Genomic DNA, 20,058 nt, shown 5'->3' with positions numbered 1-20,058 from the left:
TTTAGCTATTGAAAAGGCGTACTGGAGGCATTTACAACTGCTTCTAGTCCGCCTTTTTGTAATTTCTTTATAATTCAAGATTAACGCTTGCATTGTGCAGGTTCTGTGGTAATATCTAGTGAGCAATTTTCATGAAAGGAATGAAAAACGATGAAAGAACTTACGCGCGGAAATCCTGCAAAATTGATTTTGTTTTTTACGATTCCATTGTTAGCCGGTAATGTCTTGCAGCAATTTTACAATATGATAGATATGATCATCGTGGGTCAGACACTTGGTAAAGATGCCTTGGCCGCTGTTGGAGCAACCGGGAGTGTCAGCTTTTTGATTATCGGGTTCGCCCAGGGATTAACATCCGGTCTTTCGATTATCACTTCCCAGCGATTCGGCGCCAAAGATGAATTAGGCGTTCGCAAAAGCTTCGCCGCATCTGTACTGATCAGTGTAGCCGTAACTGTCGTTTTAACAGCACTTAGCCTCTTGTTTTTACGTCCGCTGCTTTTAGTCATGCAAACACCGCCGGAAATTTTGGATCAAGCCCAAGCGTTTATTTCCATTATTTTAGCAGGGATTTTTGCGGCAATGATGTTCAACCTGTTGTCTAACATGATTCGTGCCCTAGGTGACAGCCGAACACCGCTAATCTTTTTAGCCCTTGCCGTTCTCGTGAATGTGGTTCTGGATATCGTCTTCATTACTCAATTTAATTCAGGAATCGCTGGTGCCGGTTATGCAACCGTGATTGCCCAAGTGATCGCCAGCCTATTGTGTCTGGTTTACATTCGCAAACGGATCCCGCTGTTACAAATTGGCCGGAAACATTTTGCCCTATTAGATAAAAAAGAAATTCGTACTCACTTAAACGCAGCTTTGCCAATGGGCTTCCAATCTTCTATTATCGCGATTGGTGCTGTCGTTTTGCAATCTGCTTTAAACAGTTTAGGTACTGATGTAGTTGCTGCCCAAGCTGCAGCTGGCCGGATCGAACAATTTGCCATCCTGCCAATGATGTCCTTTGGGATTACCATGGCTACCTTCACTGCTCAAAACTTTGGGGCTAGACAATATGGTCGTATCTTAACCGGGATTAAGCAAAGCTTGATTATGAATATCCTGTTTAGCTTACTAGCTGGTTTCTCAGTGATTTTCTTTGGTCATTACCTAGTGGCCTTGTTCGTAGATAAGGGTGAAACCCAAGTCTTCCAATTGGCGCAAGTCTACTTCAACATTAGCGGCGTCTTGTATGTGATTTTAGCTGTTCTGTTCATCCTGCGTTATACCTTACAAGGATTAGGACAGGCAAAAATTCCAACCTTTGCTGGGATTATGGAACTATTAATGCGTTCGTTCGCAGCTATCATCTTGACTGGCTTGTACGGCTACCCTGGTGCAGCCTTCGCTTCACCACTAGCTTGGATCGGTTCGGTGTCGGTATTGCTGCCATCAACCATTAAAGCCATTCGCAAGCTGAAGGAATTAGAACGTCAACAAAAAGCCGAAGAACTTGGTTTGCCGGAAGAAGAACACAAACCAGTTACTTCAACAAATTAATTAATCGAGAGTCTGAAATCTGCTGCAGGTTTTAGGCTTTTTTTGTTGTATTTGGCAAGCTATAATAAAGGCAACAATAATTGGAGTAGTATCTCTAGCTAGAAAAAGCTGTCGTGAGCCTACGACAGCTTTTTCGTCTCAATTTTTGGTTAATAAGCTTTTTTTACAAACTTTCTCTAACTCTCTTAAGTAGTTCACAATGCCAAATAGCTGTGCTTCATTGAATCGCTTAATAAATTCAGACCCAATGATTGCTCCGTCAGCTCCATTAGCCAGAATACTAGCAACATCTGCTGGTGTTTTCACTCCAAATCCGACAAATACAGGCAGCTGTGTGTGCTCCTTTATATAGGGCAGCAACTTAGTGTAATCGTCAGGTAATTGTTCGAACTCCCCAGTTTTGCCTTCGCCAGACACGATATAAACGAACTGCGAACTACTGGCTAATAGCTCATTAACTGTTGCTTGATCCAAATTATTGGTAAATATATGAACAAGTCCGGAATAGTCCGTTTCTTCTAACTCTTTATCTACGCACAAAATTGCGTCATACAGTCTAGTGGGTAATCGTCCCAATTGAAAATGTTCGATCCCCTCGCAATAAGTCATCAAGATTACTTTAAAATGATATCTTCTTCTCACTTCCTTTAGAACCGAAGCAATTTCTTCTTGCGTCAGCGTTGGAAAAACCAATTCTTGTGTATTCCTTACCACTCCACCATCTAAGTGAGGATTTTTGACAGGGATTCCAATTTCAACATAACCCACTTGAAACTGTTCAATTACATCCAATATCTCAAAAAATTTCTCCCTAGACGGGTAATTAATGGTTACGTACAATACGAGATTATTCATTAAGCACCTCCAAACAGTTGCAAGAACCAACCAAGAATCGGACCATAAACCGTATAATCTGTTTCGCTCAAAATACGCATGATCGGTGCATAGCTACCGACCATCGGTAATAAGAAGGCTTGACCAAAGATCAAAATGAAACCATTCGCCAATGAACCCATAATCGCCCCTCTACGTCCACCATGGGCATTTCCGAAAATCGCCGTTGCTGCTCCTGTGAAGAAGGTAGGAATCAATGCTGGAAAAACAACTACTGGATAATTCAATGCTCCTAAAATAAGCATACCTGCTAAGCCAGAAACTAAACTGCATAGGAACCCAACAATAACCGAAGTCGGATAATTTGGAAACAGTAGTGGAATATCTAAACCAGGTTTAGAATTAGGAATAATTTTATTGGCAATTCCGTGAAAGGCTGGGATAATTTCCGAAAGCATCATTCGTACCCCGGTAATGATTACAGTAATCCACATTCCGAACTCTACGCCACGCAATAAAGAAAAAACAATAACATCTTGTCCGCCAGTGATATTTTCCATCGTCCAGCTAGGCGATGCTATAATACTAATTAATAGAAAAAGAACTGTCATAACGATTGTTAAAGCGATAGTCATTTCACGCAAGAAGTTCAGTTTCTTTGGTATTTCCATCTCTTCCAAATCATGTTCCTTGTTTCCGAAAGCTTTGGCTAACAGTGTAGCTACTAGTAGACCTGACGAACTTGAGTGAGCCAAGGTGAAGCCTTCTCCTCCTTTGACTCCCTTGATACAAACTGCCACATAGGCACATGAAAAGGTCATGTACAATCCCAGTAAAATTGATCCAATTGCAACAATCCCGGTAAATGGCAACGTAGTTCCGAATTTCAACAAAGCTGCAATTAGTCCTGCAAAGAAAAAGGATACATGGGCTGATAGATGGACATATTTGAATCGGGTAAATCTAGCTAACAGTAGGTTGATTAAGAAACCAAAAGCAAAAATCAAAGCCATTTCTGTCCCAATATCTGCAAGACTTTCGGCTTGTGCGGCTCCAATGTCCGCTGAAAAACTCTGCATGTTAAAAATCTTTGAGATCATTTGCTGCAAAGGCAGTAGTGCGCCACCTAAAGTTTGACCACCAACATTGATCATTGTAAAACCAATCATTGTCTTAATCGCGCTTGGTAAAATTTGATCCCACGTCTTTTTCTGCGCGATCATTCCGACAACAACTACCATCCCTATAATAAAGACAGCCTGACTCAGTACATTATTGACAATATATAGAAATACAGACATCCCCTTTGCCCTCCCTAATCTTTAATAGTTAACAATAGCTGCTCTTTCAAATACTCTTTATCCATCATGTTATCGATGCGGATGATTTTTGCCGAAGAATCCCGTAATGTATCCGCAAAGTCAGATGTGGTAATCAAAATATCATAGCTGTTCGGATCCACTGACCCAATATCAGCCGCATCCACTGTTGCTTCAATTTTCTCGTCATCTAAAATTTGCTGAGTGAATAAACGCATCATCATACTGCTTCCTACTCCAGCTCCACAAACGGTTACGATTTTTAACATTTTATTTTCCTCCTTCTACAATATCCATAATCTCTTTTTTGTCTTTAGCATTAATAAAACACTCAATATTTTCTTCTGACGATAAAATTTCAACTAGTTCTGCTAGAGCCTTTAAATGCGTCTGATGATCAATTGCGCATAAACCAATAACAATCTTCACCGGATCATTCTTGGGGTGCCCAAAAACAACCGGTTCCTTCAACGTAACAATGCTAAAGCCAACATCCAACGCACCCTCTTCTGGACGTGCATGAGGCATTGCAATGCCTGGTGCTATAACAATATAAGTACCATTTACTTCTACATTCTCAATCATGCCATCGATATAAGCACTAGTCGCCAAACCTTTGTTAACTAAAAGCTCTCCGCTTCTTTTAACTGCTTCGTCACGATTTTTGGCTGAATAATTGAGATCAATCAACTCTGGGGTCAGTATTTCCTTAAGCATAGGCTGATACTCCTTCTTCTCTCGGGATTGGGATAAATTCAAATAAGTAGTAAGTTCATTCGATAAGCTTTTAGCTTCCTGAATATTCAAGTCTGTATACTTTTTTACAATGGCTAGCAAATGATCCACATTCACCTCATGGAAAATGGGTTTTACAAATCGATGAATGCTCTCACGATCTTCATCCGATAAATAGGGATTTACTTGAACAACTGGCACACTTTTTAATTCTAAAGGAATAGTGGTGACAACTAGATCAACTTTATGATCTGACAACCATTTGATGCCTTCTCTAGCGCCAAAAGTGCCCACTACCTCTACCTGAAAAGTATTTTTGATTTTACTTTTCAGAATTTCGGAAGTACTGATTCCAGCGTTACAGATAATTACTATTTTAGTTTTTTTAGGCACAAAGAACTTTTTTCGTTCTAAGGAAGCCGCAAAGAATAAGGTAAAGAAGCTGATTTCCTGATCAGAAAATTCTACTTTTAATTCCTTTTCTATTAGCAAGATATGCTTGCAGATTGAACTATGCAGCAAGTAATAATTATCCAGCACGTAATCATACATCGGATTTTCAATCGTTTCTTTAGCAAGGGTTCTTTTGTAGGCTGGCCGTAAATGGTTCAGCAAGCCTTCATAAAGCTTTTGATCGATAGTAAAATCAATTTCCGAAAAATCTTGATCAACTGCGGTAATAAATTGTTCAATAATCAAATTAAAAGTCAGCCACTTATCCGTCATTAACTCCTGATTCTTAGTAATTGATGCTTCAGATAACTTATTGGCTAAGTAGAGCAGTTCTTCTTCACTGATTGCTAGACTGAACAGTTTGGAAACTTGTTCTTTCCTAGTTAGCAGAATTTGTTCTTCCTTGTTGTAAATATCTTTTTCTTCCAGCAACTGAATCGATTTTTGTACTTCTAATCGTTTCATAGTCACCCAGAAATGCAATTTGACCTTTTGAAAAGACTGATCACTTAATTGGATACCGATCATTTCATTGACTTCTTCAATTAGTCGATCAATTTCAGCTAAGCTTGCTTTTTCCTTCTCAAAACCAGTACTCTCAAATAGCAAAGGATCTTGTTCTAGTGTAGCAACCAAAAGATTACGGATTTTCGCTTCCTCTCCGATTACTTTGTAACCTTTAAAGGGAATTGTTTCTAAAACAATCTCATTCTTCACCAGTTCTTTACGAACCGAGCGCAAATCGTTTAGCAAAGTGTTTTTAGAAACCAATGTGCGCTGCAACAAGTCCTCTGAACTAAAATTGTCTGGCAGAAGCAAAACTGATTCTAAGATTCGGATTTTTCTAACCCGTTTATCGCTGTTGATAAAGTCACTGTCCTTGAACAGAATTTTTTCAATATCAACAGGCGTTTCATTCACATAAAGAATGTGACCTTTCTCAATCATTATTTCTGTTGCATCTACTGTTTTTAGCAGTTCATTCAATTTGTCTATGTCATTGTAAATAGTTCGGGTACTAACCTGAAAGCGAGCGGCCAACTCGCTAATCTGAAAACTTGATGTTTGTTTTGCTAGTAAACTATATAAATTTGGTAATCGATTATCCATAGGTCTTCCTCCTGCTCTTAGTATAAAGGATGTAAAAGCCCAACAAAAAGAGCAGTTCATTTCAAAATTTTTGAAATGAACTGCTCTGGTACTATTTATAGACAACACAATTACTCTTTCAACAGCTGACTGCTCTCAATTCTTTGACTAATTTCATCGGCGGATAATTCGTGAAGCTTTTGAAATCGCGAATTAGGTGGGCTTGGTCATAGTAGCCTAGTTTGATGGCTACATCGGCTAGATTCCCGGCAATAGACATTTCGTTTAACTCCTTCAAGCAATTTTGAAAACGAATCACGCGACTGTATTTTTTAGGCGGAATGCCGATCTCTGTTTTGAAAAGCTGTTCGCTATAGCGCTTCGTATACCCCATCTCCTGTTCTACTCGATTTAGAGAAAACTCCTCACTATTGTCGCATAACAGAATCGATAGACATTCAGTCGACAATGTATCTCGCTCATGATGAATTAATTCGGCGGTGTGACGAAAGAACGTCTTTTTGCGTTCTTCAAAATCGGCGGCTTGGCTGATCATTAATGCCAGATCATCTGTCAGAGAAAAGACTTCCTCGACAGTGGAGGTCTTATTCACGTAATCTGAGGCATGACCATTTCGATACTTTAATCCAATATTTGAGAAGGGTTTTATTCCAAAATAAGTTGTATTTGCAGCCAGGGATAATTCCAGCGGTTCGGTGCACAGGCCTGACATCCAGGACTTGGGGGCATCTGGTGTGCACTCAAAAAGAAAGTTCACACAGGCATCAGGAAAAAGCATGACCCGACATGGGGCGTCTTTAACCGTAAACTGATAAACAATGCCCTCACGTTTTAAAATTTCCGGGTTCCAGCAAATCATTTCCTCCCGGTAGTTTTCGATCGCTTTATTTTCACTGATGAAAGGCTGAAAGGGGGTTGAAATCACAGAAAAATTTTGTTTGTTCATGAATTTCATGCTCCATATCGCTCCTTTTTAAAACTTTAGGATACCTTCATTTTATCACGGAAAGCGGTTAAAACAGGGCTGTTTTTTCACTGCTTTATTTAGACTTTGTAAAAAAATCGGATTATTTATAATTGCATACAGGAAGCAAGAACTGGTCGGTACTGACCCAGTTCCTGCTTCCTTTATTCTTACTTTATAAAGTGGTAAAGCATTTAGAGATGATTTTCCAATCGCCGTTGGCATCCTTTAATAGATGGAAATGATCCTCCAGCTTACCATCGCCGAAAAATCCGGTTTCGTAGACAGTCGCTTCTGCGATATTACCAGTCACTTGCAAATTGGTAATTTCTGCTTTATACGGATCGCCGCTTTCCTTCATTGCAGGCTTTGAACCCACGTCTTCAATAAAAGGTGTTGGATTAGCAATCATTAAGTCTGGTCCCATATAGCCGGTCATGATCGCATCAGGATGAAAGACCCCCTTCAGCATGTCGGTATTTGCGGTAAAGGTTCCTTCGATATAATTTTCCACTACTTTTCTAACTGCTTGTTCACTCATCATAATCCTTCTTTCTTTCATTATATTAGGAAGCACTGTCACCAATGCTTAATCCTTTAATTTCAATAGCTTCGCTGCATTGTGGTAAAAGACCTTCTCCATCGCTTGCGGATTGTCGGCTAAGGCCGTTTTGACTTCTTGGATCGAATATTTGAAGTTGCCGAAAGGATAATCCGTTCCAAACAAGACACGATCTTCCCCTAAAAGCTCAACCCCTTTTTTAATCAGGTCGGCATTACAGAAGGTGGTATCGGTATACACGTTGTCTAAGCCTTTGGTATTCTTGGCAAAATCTTCTGGCCAGCCGCAGCAGTGAGCGGCAATCAGGTCGTAGTTCTTAAAGCGCGGCGCAAAATCGTAAAAATATTGCGGATCGCCAAATTCTGGATTTTGCGGATAATTGGTATCTGGTCCATAATATTGCCCAATTCCCACATGGAAAATAATTGGCAGGTCAGCTTTTCCGAACAGGTCTACGGCTGCTTCAACTTTAGGATTTTCCAAGCTGATATTTTGTAAAATTGGATGAACCTTCAAAGCTTTGGCGCCTTTTTTAATGTCCGAAAGCAGTTTTTGTTCCATTTCTGGTATGTCCAAATCAAAATTAGCACAAGTAAACGGAATGAAGCGATTGTCTAATTTGGATACAGCTAAATACTCTTCAAAGCTGGTATTTGGCAACACTGGCAAAAGACAAGCATAAGCGATATTGTTTTCTGTCATGTCACGACCAAAGTTTTCCATAGTACATTCCCAAACCCGATACTGACCAGCATCAATCAGCTGCTGCAGTGCTTCCGGGCTCTCTGGGAAGAACGGCATATTGTAGCCGGATTCTTCAAAAGGAATAAATGGATCCACGTAATCCCCTTTTTTGTAATTGGTTTTAAAGGTAATGCTTCTATTCTCATGAAAAATATCTCCCACATGAGTATGGAAATCAATAATTTTCATTGTCGTTCTCCTTGTCTAATTTAGTCTTCTAAATGCAGAATCTTCGCAGCATTTTCATAAAATACTTTGTTCATAATTCGTTCATCATCAGCAAAAGCCCGCTTCACTTCTTGAATCGAATACTTGAAGGTACCAAATGGATAGTCAGTGCCGAACAGGATTTTATCTTCGCCGATGTACTGCACCCCTTTTTGCATCAATTCAGCTGAACACATCGTAGTATCGGTGTACACGTTATCTAAGCCTTTAGTATTTTTCGCAAAGTCTTCAGCCAATAAGCAGCAGTGAGCAGCAATCAATGGATATTTGCTGAAACGCGGCGCAAAATCATAGAAGTATTGCGGATCACCAAAGTCTGGATTCGTTGGATAATCCTTATCTGGTCCATAGTAAGCGGTGATCCCTACGTGGAAAATGGTCGGGATATTCGCTTTACCGAAAACCTCCACCGCAGCTTCTACTTTTGGATCTTCCAAGCTGACATTTTGTAAAATCGGATGGATTTTTAAGCCTTTTGCTCCGCGTTTAATATCCAGCTCCAATTTCTTCTCTAATTCAGGAATTTCTAAACTAAAGTCTGGGCAAGTAAATGGAATAAAACGATCATCCAATTTAGAAACAGCTAAATACTCCTCAAAGCTGGTGTTAGGCAGCACTGGCAGTAAGCAAGCATAATCCACTTGATCTTCGGTCATGTCGTTGGCAAAGTTTTCCATGGTACATTCCCAACAGCGATATTGGCCGGCATCAATCAAGCGTTGATGGTCTTTTTGGTCCTTCACGATCAATGGTTTGGTGTAGCCTGAACGCTCAACTTCAATAAATGGATCTTCATAATCGCCTTTTTCAATGTTGGTTTTGAAGGTGATGCTGCGGTTTTCGTGGAAAATGTCTCCTACGTGAGTGTGAATGTCTAAAATTTTTGTCAATTTTTTCTCCTCCTAATCTATTCTGGTACAGGTGGTTCACTAGCATTTTTAGCGGTACTGGTTTTAATACTCCAAACAATGGTAATCACGGTCAAGATGGCTAAGAAAACAACACTGGTTAAAAAAACGGTACTGTCATCAGCATTCGGAATCATTCCAGCCAAAGCATTAATAATTAAAGGCGAGGCTGCTGCACCAACTGAGGTGAAGGCCATGTAGCTGCCCATAGAACTAGACATCTGTTCTGGTGTTGCAGTTTCTGAGATTGCTTGAATCCCTAAAGGAATCGACAACGAGAATCCGATACCAGCCGTGATTGCTGCTAAGAAGACCGTCACGATACTTGGCGAAATCACCAGCAGCAAATACCCAACTGCTGTCACTGCACAGGCAAAGGACAGGACGAAGCGATTGATTACCTTGAAGAAGGCTGGGAAAACAAAGCCTCCGACAACTCCGGCTCCGGTACTTAATGACATTGCCAACGCAACCGTCGCTGAATCCCCTAAGCCCATTGACGCAATATATAATGAAGCATTCAATGAGAAGGTGGCATAGCCGATACAAAACAGACAGATTAACAAACCAATCATGTACACGGAGACAGGTACTTTAGCTTTCGGTGCATCTTGAGCGGCAGCAGCTTCTCGCTTAGGAGCAACTGCTTCAGATGGCAGCCATAACAATACGATAACCATTGTGATCAAGATAATGCCGAAAGTCCAATATCCTTTAGACCAGGAATTTTTGGCCAACATACCTGCAACCATCATCATTACTACTGACCCGCCATTCTGGAAGGCCGTCTGCATACCGTACATCTGACTGCGTTCTTCCCCTTCGAACAATTCAGTCGAGATATTACTGATAGTGGTCATCAAGGTTCCTTGTCCTACCCCGATCAATAAGCTGGAAGCATAGATATACATCAGCTTATCATGTAGGAATACTGGCAGCAGACCGCCAACTAACATAATGGCAAGAGCAAACAATACAATGTGCTTTTTGTTCAAATGATTGCCTAACACGCCGGCCAATAGCGTCGCTGGGAAAGAGGCCACCATGCCAAAGGTCATCACCATCTGAATCGCCGTCAAACTAGCATCTGGAAAACTCTGGGCAATATTTGCCAATACTGTGGAAGCAATCATGATCGCCATTACTACAAATGACTGAGACAATACCGCGGCTTTTATTTTGATATTTTTCACCGTTTTTCCTCCTCGTATCTTGGATTGTCCACCTGCGGAAAACAGGCGAACTATTTCGTACAGATCATGGCTTCCTTAAAGCAGCCCAAGCCACTTCTATACGAATGAGCTGAGGTACTTAGCTCGGTCGTTCCGCTTGTTGGAGGAAACCTTGTCTGACAATTTTCATGGTTCTTTTGGTTCATTTACTAGTAAATCCCTTAAGTATTTTTATTTTTCAGCAACCCGGCTGCAGTCCAGGCCACTGGTGTATCCTTAAATAATATCCATTGTGGCAGAATAGCCGACATGAACAACTTTTCTTACATCCGGAAGCCCTAATGTAACCGCCGATTAGCAGGATAATTTACCAGCCATGTGAATCCGCCAGGGCGAAAATACGATTGCGAAAAGTTCTATTTCTAAATTTTTTAGGCTAAATAAGTGCAGGTATTTTCTCAACTTTTTTCTTCTTTCAGTTTTCATTTGCCTGCCGCACCTAATGTTCGCGCTTACATTTAACTATTGAAAAATTCGAGGTCTGTTGTAAAGGATGGTACTGGCCTATCTGATACTCTCCAATAAAGATTGCCAGTGGCCATCCCTCAACAACTCCTCAGAATGTTGAATGTTTATACCTTAAGATGATAAACATCCCTTTCTTCTATTTCATTGTAACAACGATCCGTTTGATAAAATTGTAAAAAAGAGAACTCCTCCTCACTCTAGTGTTTAGAGGAAGGAGAAGTTCTCATTCGTTTAATTTAAAAAGTTTTCACAGAGTGGTTTGCGGCTAGTTTCTTTCTGTTAACCTAGTCTTCCGGGCCTGCCCCACAATCAATGGAACAGTCTCATAGACCACTTCGCTGTATTCTAAACCAAACCAGCGCTCTGGCGAGACGGCTAGCCGTTTGATTGCTAGTCGTGCCTGCATGACTTGGCGGTCCCATTTGGCAATTTCCGTCATCATGGACAATTCTTCTTGAATCAACACGAAACGGAAGTCTCCTACTTGGCGGCCAGGAGTTAAAGAATAATGCTGCGGCTGTTCAGGCAAACGGCCTTGCTTCATTAAATCCTGAATGATTTGGCGTAAGTACACGTTAACGTCCTGTGACATCCGGAAGCCAAGGTACAATTTCACCTTCACGATAAAGTCAGTTCCCATCATATCTACCGAGAATTCTTCGGTATAGGGCTCATCGGTTACTTCTACATTCACGAACCAGTAGACCTTCGCCCGTTTCAAACGTTTGTCCAAAATTGAATAAATGAACTGTTGGGGAATTTGGTCGCCTTTCAGCTTAGGTACCAAAAAGACCACGTTAGTTTGGTAATAAGGGATGCGATCGTCTTCATGCAACTCCTGCAGCTGTCCCATGTAATCTCGGAAATCGACTTCTTGACTGGTATTTTCCTGAATTCGATTGCTGCGGTGCCAAATGTACATCAGTCCTAAAATCACCAGCGCCATGCCAACTGCCACGAACCCGCCGTGGAAGAACTTGGTCACGCTGGAAATAAAGAAAAAGGTTTCCAGGAAGCCGAAGAAAATCACCATTAAATAAGCCAAGAATTTAGAAACCTTTTGCTGGATCATGTAATGATACAACAAATACGTCGTCATCAGCATCGTCACGGTAATCGACAGACCGTAAGCTGCCTCCATGTGGCTAGAGGTTCTAAAGGTCACCACTACCAGCGAACAGGCCGCCCACAAAATAAAGTTCACGGCCGGAATGTACATTTGCCCAATCGAACTGCCGGGATAAAAAATCCGTAATCTTGGCAGAAGCTTCAATTTGATCGCTTCGGAAACCAGCGTAAATGATCCGGAGATCAAGGCTTGAGAAGCAATAACTGCTGCGATAGTCGCAAATATTACGCCGAAAACGATCCAGCCATCCGGTAAAATTTGGAAGAAAGGATTCAAGTTTTCCATATTTTCATAGGCCGGGTTGCCTTTAGCGTGAATAATCCAGGCAGCTTGGCCAGCATAGTTTAGCATCAAACAGCTGAAAATATAGGGCCAGCTAAAACGAATATTCTTTTTACCCACATGCCCCATATCTGAGTACAACGCTTCAGCCCCAGTGGTCGCTAGGAAGATACTCCCTAAGATAAAGACACCCATCTTATTTTCCGGGCTGAACAATAAATGAATCGCGTAATAAGGATTCAACGCGCGGATCACTGACCAGTCGTAAGGGATATTGATCAATCCCATGACACCAAGGAAAGTGAACCACAACAGCATGATCGGTCCGAAGGCTTTTCCGACGAAATCCGTCCCAAATCGCTGAATCAAGAAAAGAAACAGCAAAATAACCAGCGTGATAATCACGATAATGTTTTGATTATTACCAAAGCGATCGTAAAAATCAGGGATACCTCGCAGCCCTTCAATCGCTGTCGTGACGGTTACGGCCGGCGTCAACACACCATCAGCCAGCAAGGCAGCCCCGCCGATCATGGCTGGGATAATTAAATACTTCCCGCCTTTACGGACTAATGTATATAAAGAGAAAATCCCGCCTTCACCGTGGTTGTCGGCATTCAGGGCGATAATTACGTATTTTACGGTGGTCAGCAGCATGACTGTCCAGAAAACCAGAGAAACGACTCCGATAACAAAGTCATTCGTAACAGAAGAAAGGCCGCCATTTTCCATTAAGATAGCCTTCATAACGTACAGCGGACTAGTTCCGATATCGCCGTACACCACGCCCATCGCGACTAAAAGCCCCGCGACCGATAATTTTTTAACATGACTCTTCTTTTCCAATTCCTACACTCTCCTCTTACAGATGACTCAATCTATGGAAACTCATTTTTCGGTTGGGAAAAATGAGGAGATGTTGCTGGGTGTTTTGGGTGAGTTTAATATTTGCTGGGCAGTACGATCAAGTTTCTAGATACCTTTGTATGGTGCAGGGCTGGTGGCAGCTAGTTCCAAATAAGGTATTCATTTTTTCAAAAACCGAAAAAATGAGTCTGATCGTCATACGCATATCATTCTGCTAAACAGTTTGGAACGAATACTATCTATACCTTTAGGTTAGATGGTTCGCTTTGAGCAAACTGCGAAAAGCAGAACTGGCAAAAAAACAGACCTAAACAACAGCATTATACTGTCGTTTAGGTCTGGCAAATTATCTTTTAGACCAGTGTTAGTACACTAGTTGTTGATCTAAAAGCATAGAGACTCTATGTCGCTACTCCCCTAAAACATATCCGTATTATGGGCGTAGTTTTGTCTTTTGTCAAAGGATATGTGAATGAATTTGAAAAAATTATTTTTCTTCCTTCTTCGCTTCATCATCTTTTAACATTGCTTTGCGAGAAGCGTTGACGCGGCCTTGACGGTCGATCTCAGTTACTTTGACTAAGACTTCGTCACCCATCTTCACAACATCTTCTACTTGTTTCACACGTTCGTTCGCAAGTTGAGAGATGTGTACCAAGGCATCCTTGCCTTTAATCAAGTTAACGAAGGCACCGAATTTTTCAATGCGGACAACTTTACCTAAGTAAACTTCGCCGACTTTGACTTCTTTGGTTAATTCTTCGATGATCTTGATGGCTTTTTGGATCATTTCAGCATCAGATGACGCAATGCTCACTTGACCTTCTTGGTCGATATCGATCTTCACGCCGGTTTCATCAATGATACCATTGATCGTGTCGCCGCCTTTACCGATAACGGTTTTGATCTTATCAGGGTCGATTTTGATCATTTCAATCTTAGGAGCATATGGGCTTAATTCTTTACGAGGTTCAGCCAATGTGTTGGTTAAGTTTTCTAGAATTTCCATACGAGCTTTTTTCGCTTGGGTCAAAGCTTCTGTTAGGATTTGTTCAGTGATCCCTTGGATTTTAATATCCATTTGCAACGCAGTGATGCCGTCTTTTGTTCCGGCTACTTTAAAGTCCATGTCGCCTAGGTGATCTTCTAGTCCTTGGATATCAGTTAAGATGGTGTAGTTTTCGCCATCAGATACCAAGCCCATTGCAATACCGGCAACTGGTGCTTTAATCGGCACACCAGCATCCATTAATGCCAATGTTCCAGCACAGATACTTGCTTGAGAAGATGAACCGTTTGATTCCAATACTTCCGCAACTAGACGGATTGTGTAAGGGAAGTCTTCTTCACTAGGGATAATTTGTGACAAGGCACGTTCACCCAAAGCTCCATGTCCAATTTCACGGCGGCCAGGACCAAAGGCACGGCCAGTTGAACCCACTGAGAATTGTGGGAAATTGTAATGATGGATGAAACGTTTAGAATCTTCAAGTCCCAAACCATCAATGATTTGATGTTCGCCTAATGGTGCTAACGTACATACTGACAAAGCTTGTGTTTGTCCCCGGGTAAATAGGCCAGAACCGTGAACCCGTGGCAATACACCAACTTCAGAATCCAATGCACGGATTTCATCTAATTGACGGCCATCAGGACGGATTTTATCAATTGTGATTAATTCGCGAACCACATCTTTTTCAAGATCTTCGGCGATTTGTTTTACTTCTTTAGTTAATTGATCCGCATCTTCGTGTTCCGCAAATTTCTCTGCATACACTTCTTTAACGGTCTCTTTAACTTTTTCGATCTCGTCTTCACGAGCCAATTTTTCTTCAGTCATAACAGCAGTTTTCATTGTTTCGTAGTAGCTGCCAAAGATTTCTTTCTTCAAGTCAGCGTCTACTTGCAACAATTTAACTTCCATTTTAGGTTTGCCAACAGCAGCAGTGATTTCTTCTTGGAAAGCAACCATTTCTTTAATGGCTTCAAAACCAAACATCAAAGCACCTAACATATCTTCTTCAGAAACTTCGGCAGCACCTGATTCAACCATGTTAATAGCTTTCTTCGTACCAGCAACCGTTAAGTTGATATCGGAAACTTCATTTTGTTCTGTTGTTGGGTTCAATACGTATTCGCCATCAACGCGACCTACGTCTACTCCAGCAATTGGGCCATCAAATGGAATATCTGAAATAGCCAAAGCTAAAGATGAACCAAACATAGCAGCCATTGCAGGTGAACAGCCTTGTTCAACACTCATGACAACGTTGGTTACTTGAACTTCATTACGGAAGCCATCCGCGAACATTGGGCGAATTGGACGGTCGATTAAACGAGCAGTCAAAGTCGCTTCTGTACTTGGGCGTCCTTCACGTTTGATGAAACCGCCAGGGATTTTACCAACTGCGTACATTTTTTCTTCGTAGTTGATAGTTAATGGGAAGAAGTCGGTGTCCCGCGCATCCTTTGAAGCAACTGCGGCACTTAATACAACTGTGTCACCATAACGAACCAAGACTGCACCATTTGCTTGTTTCGCCATTTGGCCAACTTCGACTTGCAAGGGACGTCCGCCCCAAGTGGTTTTGAAAACTTGTTTTTCTGACATAATTTCTCCTTTTTCCCTCTGACAGTTGCGACGCTACTAAACAAATGGAAACAGCGAAGGACTTCGCTTCTTGCATTTGGTTAGTAGAGTGACGGCAGACTGCGGGAGGGGGTTGATTTTTTTGTGATCCAGCCTCAGATACCATCTGACAGCTAGCTCATTGTTGATGAATGATTTTCTTCGCAAGCATTCTATCGTGCTATACGAATGGCAAAAGCATAACTAGCAGCTAACTCATAGTTATGGGTGAATTTTTCTAACGTAAAAATTCACGCGATTTTCGCACGCTTACCATTATGCTAAACTGCTTGTTCGTTTTATTGCTAAATTCCTGATAGCAATTCAAACTGTTATATCCTGCGAAAAGCATAACTGGCAAAAAAGCGAGATTCCTAGGAACCTCGCTTTTTTGACAAAAATTAACGACGTAGTCCTAAACGTTGGATTAATTCACGGTAACGGTGTACGTCATTCTTACGTAAGTAAGCTAACAAGTTACGACGATGACCAACTTTTTTCATTAAACCACGGTAAGAATGGTGGTCTTTCTTGTGGACACGTGCATGCTCATTCAAATGATTGATTTCTTCTGTAAGTACAGCGATTTGTACTTCTGGAGAACCAGTATCTCCTTCATGGCGAGCAAAATCTTTGATGATTTCGTTTTTGCGTTCTTGTGATAAAGCCATGTATTTCACCTCTTTCTCTTTTTTTCCCTACAACTGAGTAAAGCGTTGGTGAAGCGCCCAACCAAGTAGTAGGCGATGTACGCATAGCGTACCTTAACACTTTACTAGATTCTGGACAAAAAAGCAAGATTTGGCGCAAAGAAATCCTGGTTTTTCGCCTGTTGAAGGATTCTTTAAAAAATCACAATATTTAAGCAGTCCATTTGCTTGGGGCCGCTTTTGTGATAAACTATCTTGATGTATGAGTCCTTTTGAGAGGAGACCTTTTTAATGATCACAATGGATGATATTATACGGGAAGGACATCCCACCCTGCGCGCTGTCGCAAAAGAAGTGCCGATTCCGCCAACGGAAGAGGACGTAAAGCTTGGGGAAGAAATGATGGAATTTCTTAAAAATAGTCAAGATCCGGTTAAAGCTGAAGAATTGCAGCTGCGCGGAGGCGTCGGATTAGCTGCTCCCCAATTAGATATTTCAAAACGAATTATTGCTGTTCATGTGCCTAGTCTTGATCCTGAAAAACCAGAATCAGGCCTCAGCACCGTCATGTATAACCCGAAAGTTTTGAGCCACTCAGTTCAACAAGCCAGCCTTGGTGAAGGCGAAGGCTGTCTATCGGTTGACCGGGAAGTGCCAGGTTATGTTGTACGTGCCGCTCGCATCACGGTTTCTTACTATGATGCTGAAGGCAACAAACAAAAGGTTCGTTTGAAAAACTACAACGCAATCGTCGTTCAACACGAAATTGATCACATCAATGGCATCATGTTCTACGACCACATCAACGAACAATCACCGTTCACTTTAGATGAAGGCGTATTGGTAATCGAATAAACAGCGACTGGAAATCAGGGAATTCTGATTTCCAGTATTTTTTTGGCTTCATTTTCTCGTTAACACTGCTACATCCTGTCCATCAATCCGCAGTGTTACTTCACTATTTTGATCATAGCAAGGATAATCGAAATACCAAACCAATAAACCATCTTCTATTGAGCTGCTTGACAGAAGATACGTTTTAACAGAGCTCTGATCCCTCGAAACCAGTTCGATATCTAAGGTATTTTTAGCTGCTTCAAAAGGTTCGGTCACAACTTTGAACATGGTTGGGAAAGCTTCGCCTGTTACCTTCTGATCGTTATCATTAAGTACTCCCGAGTAATCCAAAGGCTTAAATTCTTTTATACTGTTTGTCTTTAAAGGCAGCGTCCAAGTCCCTTCAGTTGCGACCGATTTTACTTTACTAAACCCAGCTCCCACTTCTGTCTTGCCTTGAACGACACCCGAAATTCTCGTGATTTCAATCGACAAATCACCAGAGTCTGCAAACTCTTCTTGATAGTTATTCAATAGATAAGTAATTTCCAAGGTATGATTCTTTTGGTCAAAATGTTGGTTGCCAGTAGCCGTTCCCTCAAAAGAACCCTCTGCCGAGACATTAGAAAAAAGAACACGGTCTTCACTATTCTTAATTGAAAAACCGAGACTGTAAAAATCGATCTGATCAGAATTCAAGTCAGAATCTTTCGGGATCATAACCATAAAATGCAGTCCTAATTGTTTTTGATCCAGATAAGCTTCTTCTAAGACTATTTTTATCCCACTGCTTTTAACTGTCTCAGCCGGTTTTGCGACAAATCCCTCGTCCTTTAAAGTCTTGGAGGTGAATTGGCCGAACTTGATGTAGTTATCCACGGCTTTGGCGATGGGCGAAAAGCCAATCAGGATCAAAAGCACAACCGCAGCCAGCACGATTCCTACCCTGTTTTTTCGAAAACGTCGCTTTTTCAGTTTGTTCATCTCTATTTTTTGGTAAGTTCTATCCAACTTATTCCTTACTTCATCAGGTATTTCAATTTCTTCATGCTTTAGCATTTGGAGCTTTTTTTCAAATTCGTGATCCATCCCGCTACTCTCCTTTCCGGTATTCTTTTTGCAGTAACGCCTTCCCTCTAGAAATGCGTGATTTCACTGTACCTAGAGGCTCATCGATAATGCGGCTGATTTCTTTGTAGGAAAATCCACTGTAGTAATAGAGCAGAATCGGCGTCTTGTAGATTGGATTTAGTTCAGAAATCAGCTCCTCTAATTCCAAAGTATCTACCGATGTTCGTTCAGCCAGATCAGCATTTTCCTCCAGCGTTTGATAGGAGTATTGCTTATTCTTTTTGAGGAGTTTATTGCATTCATTAATCAAAATTTTGGTAAGCCAAGTATTGAAATATTTTGGCTGCTTCAAACTATGTATGTTCTTAAATGCAATCAAGAGTGTGTCTTGTAATACGTCGGCCACATCCTCATCTTTCAGATACCGTCTGGCTACGCCATAAAGAATTTTTTCGTACTGTTTCGTTAGTTGGACAAAAGCTTCTCCATCGCCTTGCTGCGCCTTTTTCACCAGCCATATTTCTTTCAACAATTAAAACTCACCACCTTTTTTCTTACTACACTCTATTAGAGCAAATAAACCACCAAAAAGTTCCCACAAAATAAAAAAACAATTCATGAAGGGCTGCTTCACAAATTGCTGGAATGGAAATGATTCGATTTTACTCTGTTTTGTTTTCTTTTTTGTGATTGCGGATATGCAGGTAAATCGTATTTTTTGAGATATCCAAAGAGTTCGCAATTTTGATCACTGAATCCTTCAAATTGAAAATACCTTGATCGTACAACCGAATGACGATTTCCTTATTTTGATTCAAATTCGAGATTTTTGGATCTGCTTTAACGGATTGCTTCGCTTTTGCTAAAGCCGTCATGATTAAGTCATCAATATTATCAGAAAAATGCTCTGAATTATTCGAATCGTTAGAAGCTTCAACTGGATGAGTAGCCGGTAAAAGATCATGTAAAAATTCGTACAATGGCTGCTCTAAGTGCATGTTAATACAAATTAAGCCGATAATGCGATTGTTCTCCCCAAATATCGGGATTGTGGAGGATTTCAAATTCACACCGTCTATATTCTTATTAAAGTACGGCATAGCTGAATAATCCTCACTATCATTTAATTGATCCAGCATTTTTAGCGCTAAATTGGTAATAGGTGCTCCTTGTTTCCGATTGCTGAAGTGCCCATTAATCACCTTAATCGCGGAATTTTCCAGATATTCTAAACTGTGGAGAATAATTTCGCATGAGTTCCCCATAAAATTTCCTAAACCATCCAACATCATGGTATAAGATTGTAGTATTTGCTTATCAACTTCACTTAAACGTAAATAGGGTTCCAAAATAAGCCCTCCATTTCCTGAATTTATTTAAAATGATTGTTGTTCTTCGCTATCTAATTAGGTCAGAACGACTCATAACAACCCGAAGATCTAACAGAAAGTCAGCGCTGCCAATATATCTCCGTGTTTTTATATT

At 41.0% G+C, this 20,058-nt stretch carries 17 protein-coding genes; 2 read left to right on the top strand and 15 right to left on the bottom strand.

What is annotated here, in order from left to right:
* The first annotated feature begins 150 nt into the window (after positions 1–150).
* Positions 151–1,551: an MATE family efflux transporter gene (locus JZO70_RS06420; RefSeq protein ID WP_207672721.1), complete on the top strand. Its 1,401-nt coding sequence runs from the start codon at positions 151–153 to the stop codon at positions 1,549–1,551.
* A gap of 138 nt (positions 1,552–1,689) precedes the next feature.
* On the opposite strand, the gene JZO70_RS06415 is transcribed toward JZO70_RS06420, so the two are convergent.
* The 12 genes from JZO70_RS06415 to rpsO all read right to left on the bottom strand — a co-directional run bounded on the left by JZO70_RS06415 (position 1,690) and on the right by rpsO (position 16,686).
* The gene (locus JZO70_RS06415; protein ID WP_207672720.1) at positions 1,690–2,406 is read right to left on the bottom strand and encodes a tryptophan synthase subunit alpha; all 717 of its coding nucleotides are present in this window, start codon (positions 2,404–2,406) and stop codon (positions 1,690–1,692) included.
* The gene (gene ulaA / locus JZO70_RS06410; protein WP_207672719.1) at positions 2,406–3,686 is read right to left on the bottom strand and encodes a PTS ascorbate transporter subunit IIC; all 1,281 of its coding nucleotides are present in this window, start codon (positions 3,684–3,686) and stop codon (positions 2,406–2,408) included. Before ulaA ends, JZO70_RS06415 begins: the two co-directional genes overlap by 1 nt.
* 14 nt (positions 3,687–3,700) lie before the next feature.
* Positions 3,701–3,973, bottom strand: a complete 273-nt coding sequence (locus JZO70_RS06405) for a PTS sugar transporter subunit IIB (RefSeq protein ID WP_207672718.1) — start codon at positions 3,971–3,973, stop codon at positions 3,701–3,703.
* Position 3,974: 1 nt separating this feature from the next.
* Positions 3,975–6,002, bottom strand: a complete 2,028-nt coding sequence (locus JZO70_RS06400; protein WP_207672717.1) for a BglG family transcription antiterminator — start codon at positions 6,000–6,002, stop codon at positions 3,975–3,977.
* A 118-nt stretch (positions 6,003–6,120) separates the two neighbouring features.
* Positions 6,121–6,948, bottom strand: a complete 828-nt coding sequence (locus JZO70_RS06395) for a helix-turn-helix domain-containing protein (RefSeq protein WP_207672716.1) — start codon at positions 6,946–6,948, stop codon at positions 6,121–6,123.
* 193 nt (positions 6,949–7,141) lie between these two features.
* Positions 7,142–7,507: a nuclear transport factor 2 family protein gene (locus tag JZO70_RS06390; RefSeq protein ID WP_207672715.1), complete on the bottom strand. Its 366-nt coding sequence runs from the start codon at positions 7,505–7,507 to the stop codon at positions 7,142–7,144.
* A 48-nt stretch (positions 7,508–7,555) separates the two neighbouring features.
* A complete protein-coding gene (locus JZO70_RS06385) occupies positions 7,556–8,461 on the bottom strand; it encodes an amidohydrolase family protein (protein ID WP_207672714.1) in 906 nt (301 codons plus the stop codon).
* A 20-nt stretch (positions 8,462–8,481) separates the two neighbouring features.
* Positions 8,482–9,390, bottom strand: coding sequence for an amidohydrolase family protein (locus JZO70_RS06380; protein ID WP_207672713.1), 909 nt, complete (start codon positions 9,388–9,390; stop codon positions 8,482–8,484).
* Positions 9,391–9,407: 17 nt separating this feature from the next.
* Complete coding sequence (locus JZO70_RS06375; RefSeq protein ID WP_207672712.1) at positions 9,408–10,601, bottom strand: MFS transporter; 1,194 nt, start codon at positions 10,599–10,601, stop codon at positions 9,408–9,410.
* Between the two features lie 772 nt (positions 10,602–11,373).
* Positions 11,374–13,365, bottom strand: a complete 1,992-nt coding sequence (locus tag JZO70_RS06370) for a KUP/HAK/KT family potassium transporter (RefSeq protein WP_488473502.1) — start codon at positions 13,363–13,365, stop codon at positions 11,374–11,376.
* Between the two features lie 508 nt (positions 13,366–13,873).
* Positions 13,874–15,997, bottom strand: coding sequence for a polyribonucleotide nucleotidyltransferase (gene pnp / locus JZO70_RS06365; RefSeq protein WP_207672711.1), 2,124 nt, complete (start codon positions 15,995–15,997; stop codon positions 13,874–13,876).
* A 419-nt stretch (positions 15,998–16,416) separates the two neighbouring features.
* Complete coding sequence (rpsO, locus tag JZO70_RS06360) at positions 16,417–16,686, bottom strand: 30S ribosomal protein S15 (RefSeq protein WP_207672710.1); 270 nt, start codon at positions 16,684–16,686, stop codon at positions 16,417–16,419.
* 270 nt (positions 16,687–16,956) lie between these two features.
* On the opposite strand from rpsO, the gene def reads away from it, so the two are divergent.
* Entirely contained in the window at positions 16,957–17,520 is a 564-nt protein-coding gene (gene def / locus JZO70_RS06355) for a peptide deformylase (RefSeq protein WP_207672709.1), read from the top strand.
* A 48-nt stretch (positions 17,521–17,568) separates the two neighbouring features.
* Here the strand turns inward: def and JZO70_RS06350 are convergent, their stop codons facing one another.
* From JZO70_RS06350 to JZO70_RS06340, 3 genes are all read right to left on the bottom strand, one after another.
* On the bottom strand, positions 17,569–18,591 hold the full coding sequence (locus tag JZO70_RS06350; protein WP_207672708.1) for a DUF4179 domain-containing protein: 1,023 nt from the start codon (positions 18,589–18,591) through the stop codon (positions 17,569–17,571).
* 4 nt (positions 18,592–18,595) lie between these two features.
* On the bottom strand, positions 18,596–19,105 hold the full coding sequence (locus JZO70_RS06345) for an RNA polymerase sigma factor (protein ID WP_207672707.1): 510 nt from the start codon (positions 19,103–19,105) through the stop codon (positions 18,596–18,598).
* A gap of 130 nt (positions 19,106–19,235) precedes the next feature.
* Positions 19,236–19,922, bottom strand: coding sequence for a helix-turn-helix transcriptional regulator (locus JZO70_RS06340; protein WP_242703818.1), 687 nt, complete (start codon positions 19,920–19,922; stop codon positions 19,236–19,238).
* Positions 19,923–20,058: the final 136 nt, after the last annotated feature.

The sequence above is a fragment of the Candidatus Enterococcus moelleringii genome (assembly GCF_017377575.1).
GTDB lineage: Bacteria > Bacillota > Bacilli > Lactobacillales > Enterococcaceae > Enterococcus_A > Enterococcus_A moelleringii.
The sequence above is the reverse complement of the archived record's forward strand: the minus strand, read 5'-3'. Positions and strand labels throughout refer to the sequence as shown.

Bases quoted from the DNA above. Each gene is read 5' to 3' on its own strand.
- JZO70_RS06420 (WP_207672721.1), top strand. From the start codon at position 151: ATGAAAGAACTTACGCGCGGAAATCCTGCAAAATTGATTTTGTTTTTT.
- JZO70_RS06415 (WP_207672720.1), bottom strand. From the start codon at position 2,406: ATGAATAATCTCGTATTGTACGTAACCATTAATTACCCGTCTAGGGAG.
- ulaA (WP_207672719.1), bottom strand. From the start codon at position 3,686: ATGTCTGTATTTCTATATATTGTCAATAATGTACTGAGTCAGGCTGTC.
- JZO70_RS06405 (WP_207672718.1), bottom strand. From the start codon at position 3,973: ATGTTAAAAATCGTAACCGTTTGTGGAGCTGGAGTAGGAAGCAGTATG.
- JZO70_RS06400 (WP_207672717.1), bottom strand. From the start codon at position 6,002: ATGGATAATCGATTACCAAATTTATATAGTTTACTAGCAAAACAAACA.
- JZO70_RS06395 (WP_207672716.1), bottom strand. From the start codon at position 6,948: ATGAACAAACAAAATTTTTCTGTGATTTCAACCCCCTTTCAGCCTTTC.
- JZO70_RS06390 (WP_207672715.1), bottom strand. From the start codon at position 7,507: ATGAGTGAACAAGCAGTTAGAAAAGTAGTGGAAAATTATATCGAAGGA.
- JZO70_RS06385 (WP_207672714.1), bottom strand. From the start codon at position 8,461: ATGAAAATTATTGATTTCCATACTCATGTGGGAGATATTTTTCATGAG.
- pnp (WP_207672711.1), bottom strand. From the start codon at position 15,997: ATGTCAGAAAAACAAGTTTTCAAAACCACTTGGGGCGGACGTCCCTTG.
- rpsO (WP_207672710.1), bottom strand. From the start codon at position 16,686: ATGGCTTTATCACAAGAACGCAAAAACGAAATCATCAAAGATTTTGCT.
- def (WP_207672709.1), top strand. From the start codon at position 16,957: ATGATCACAATGGATGATATTATACGGGAAGGACATCCCACCCTGCGC.
- JZO70_RS06350 (WP_207672708.1), bottom strand. From the start codon at position 18,591: ATGGATCACGAATTTGAAAAAAAGCTCCAAATGCTAAAGCATGAAGAA.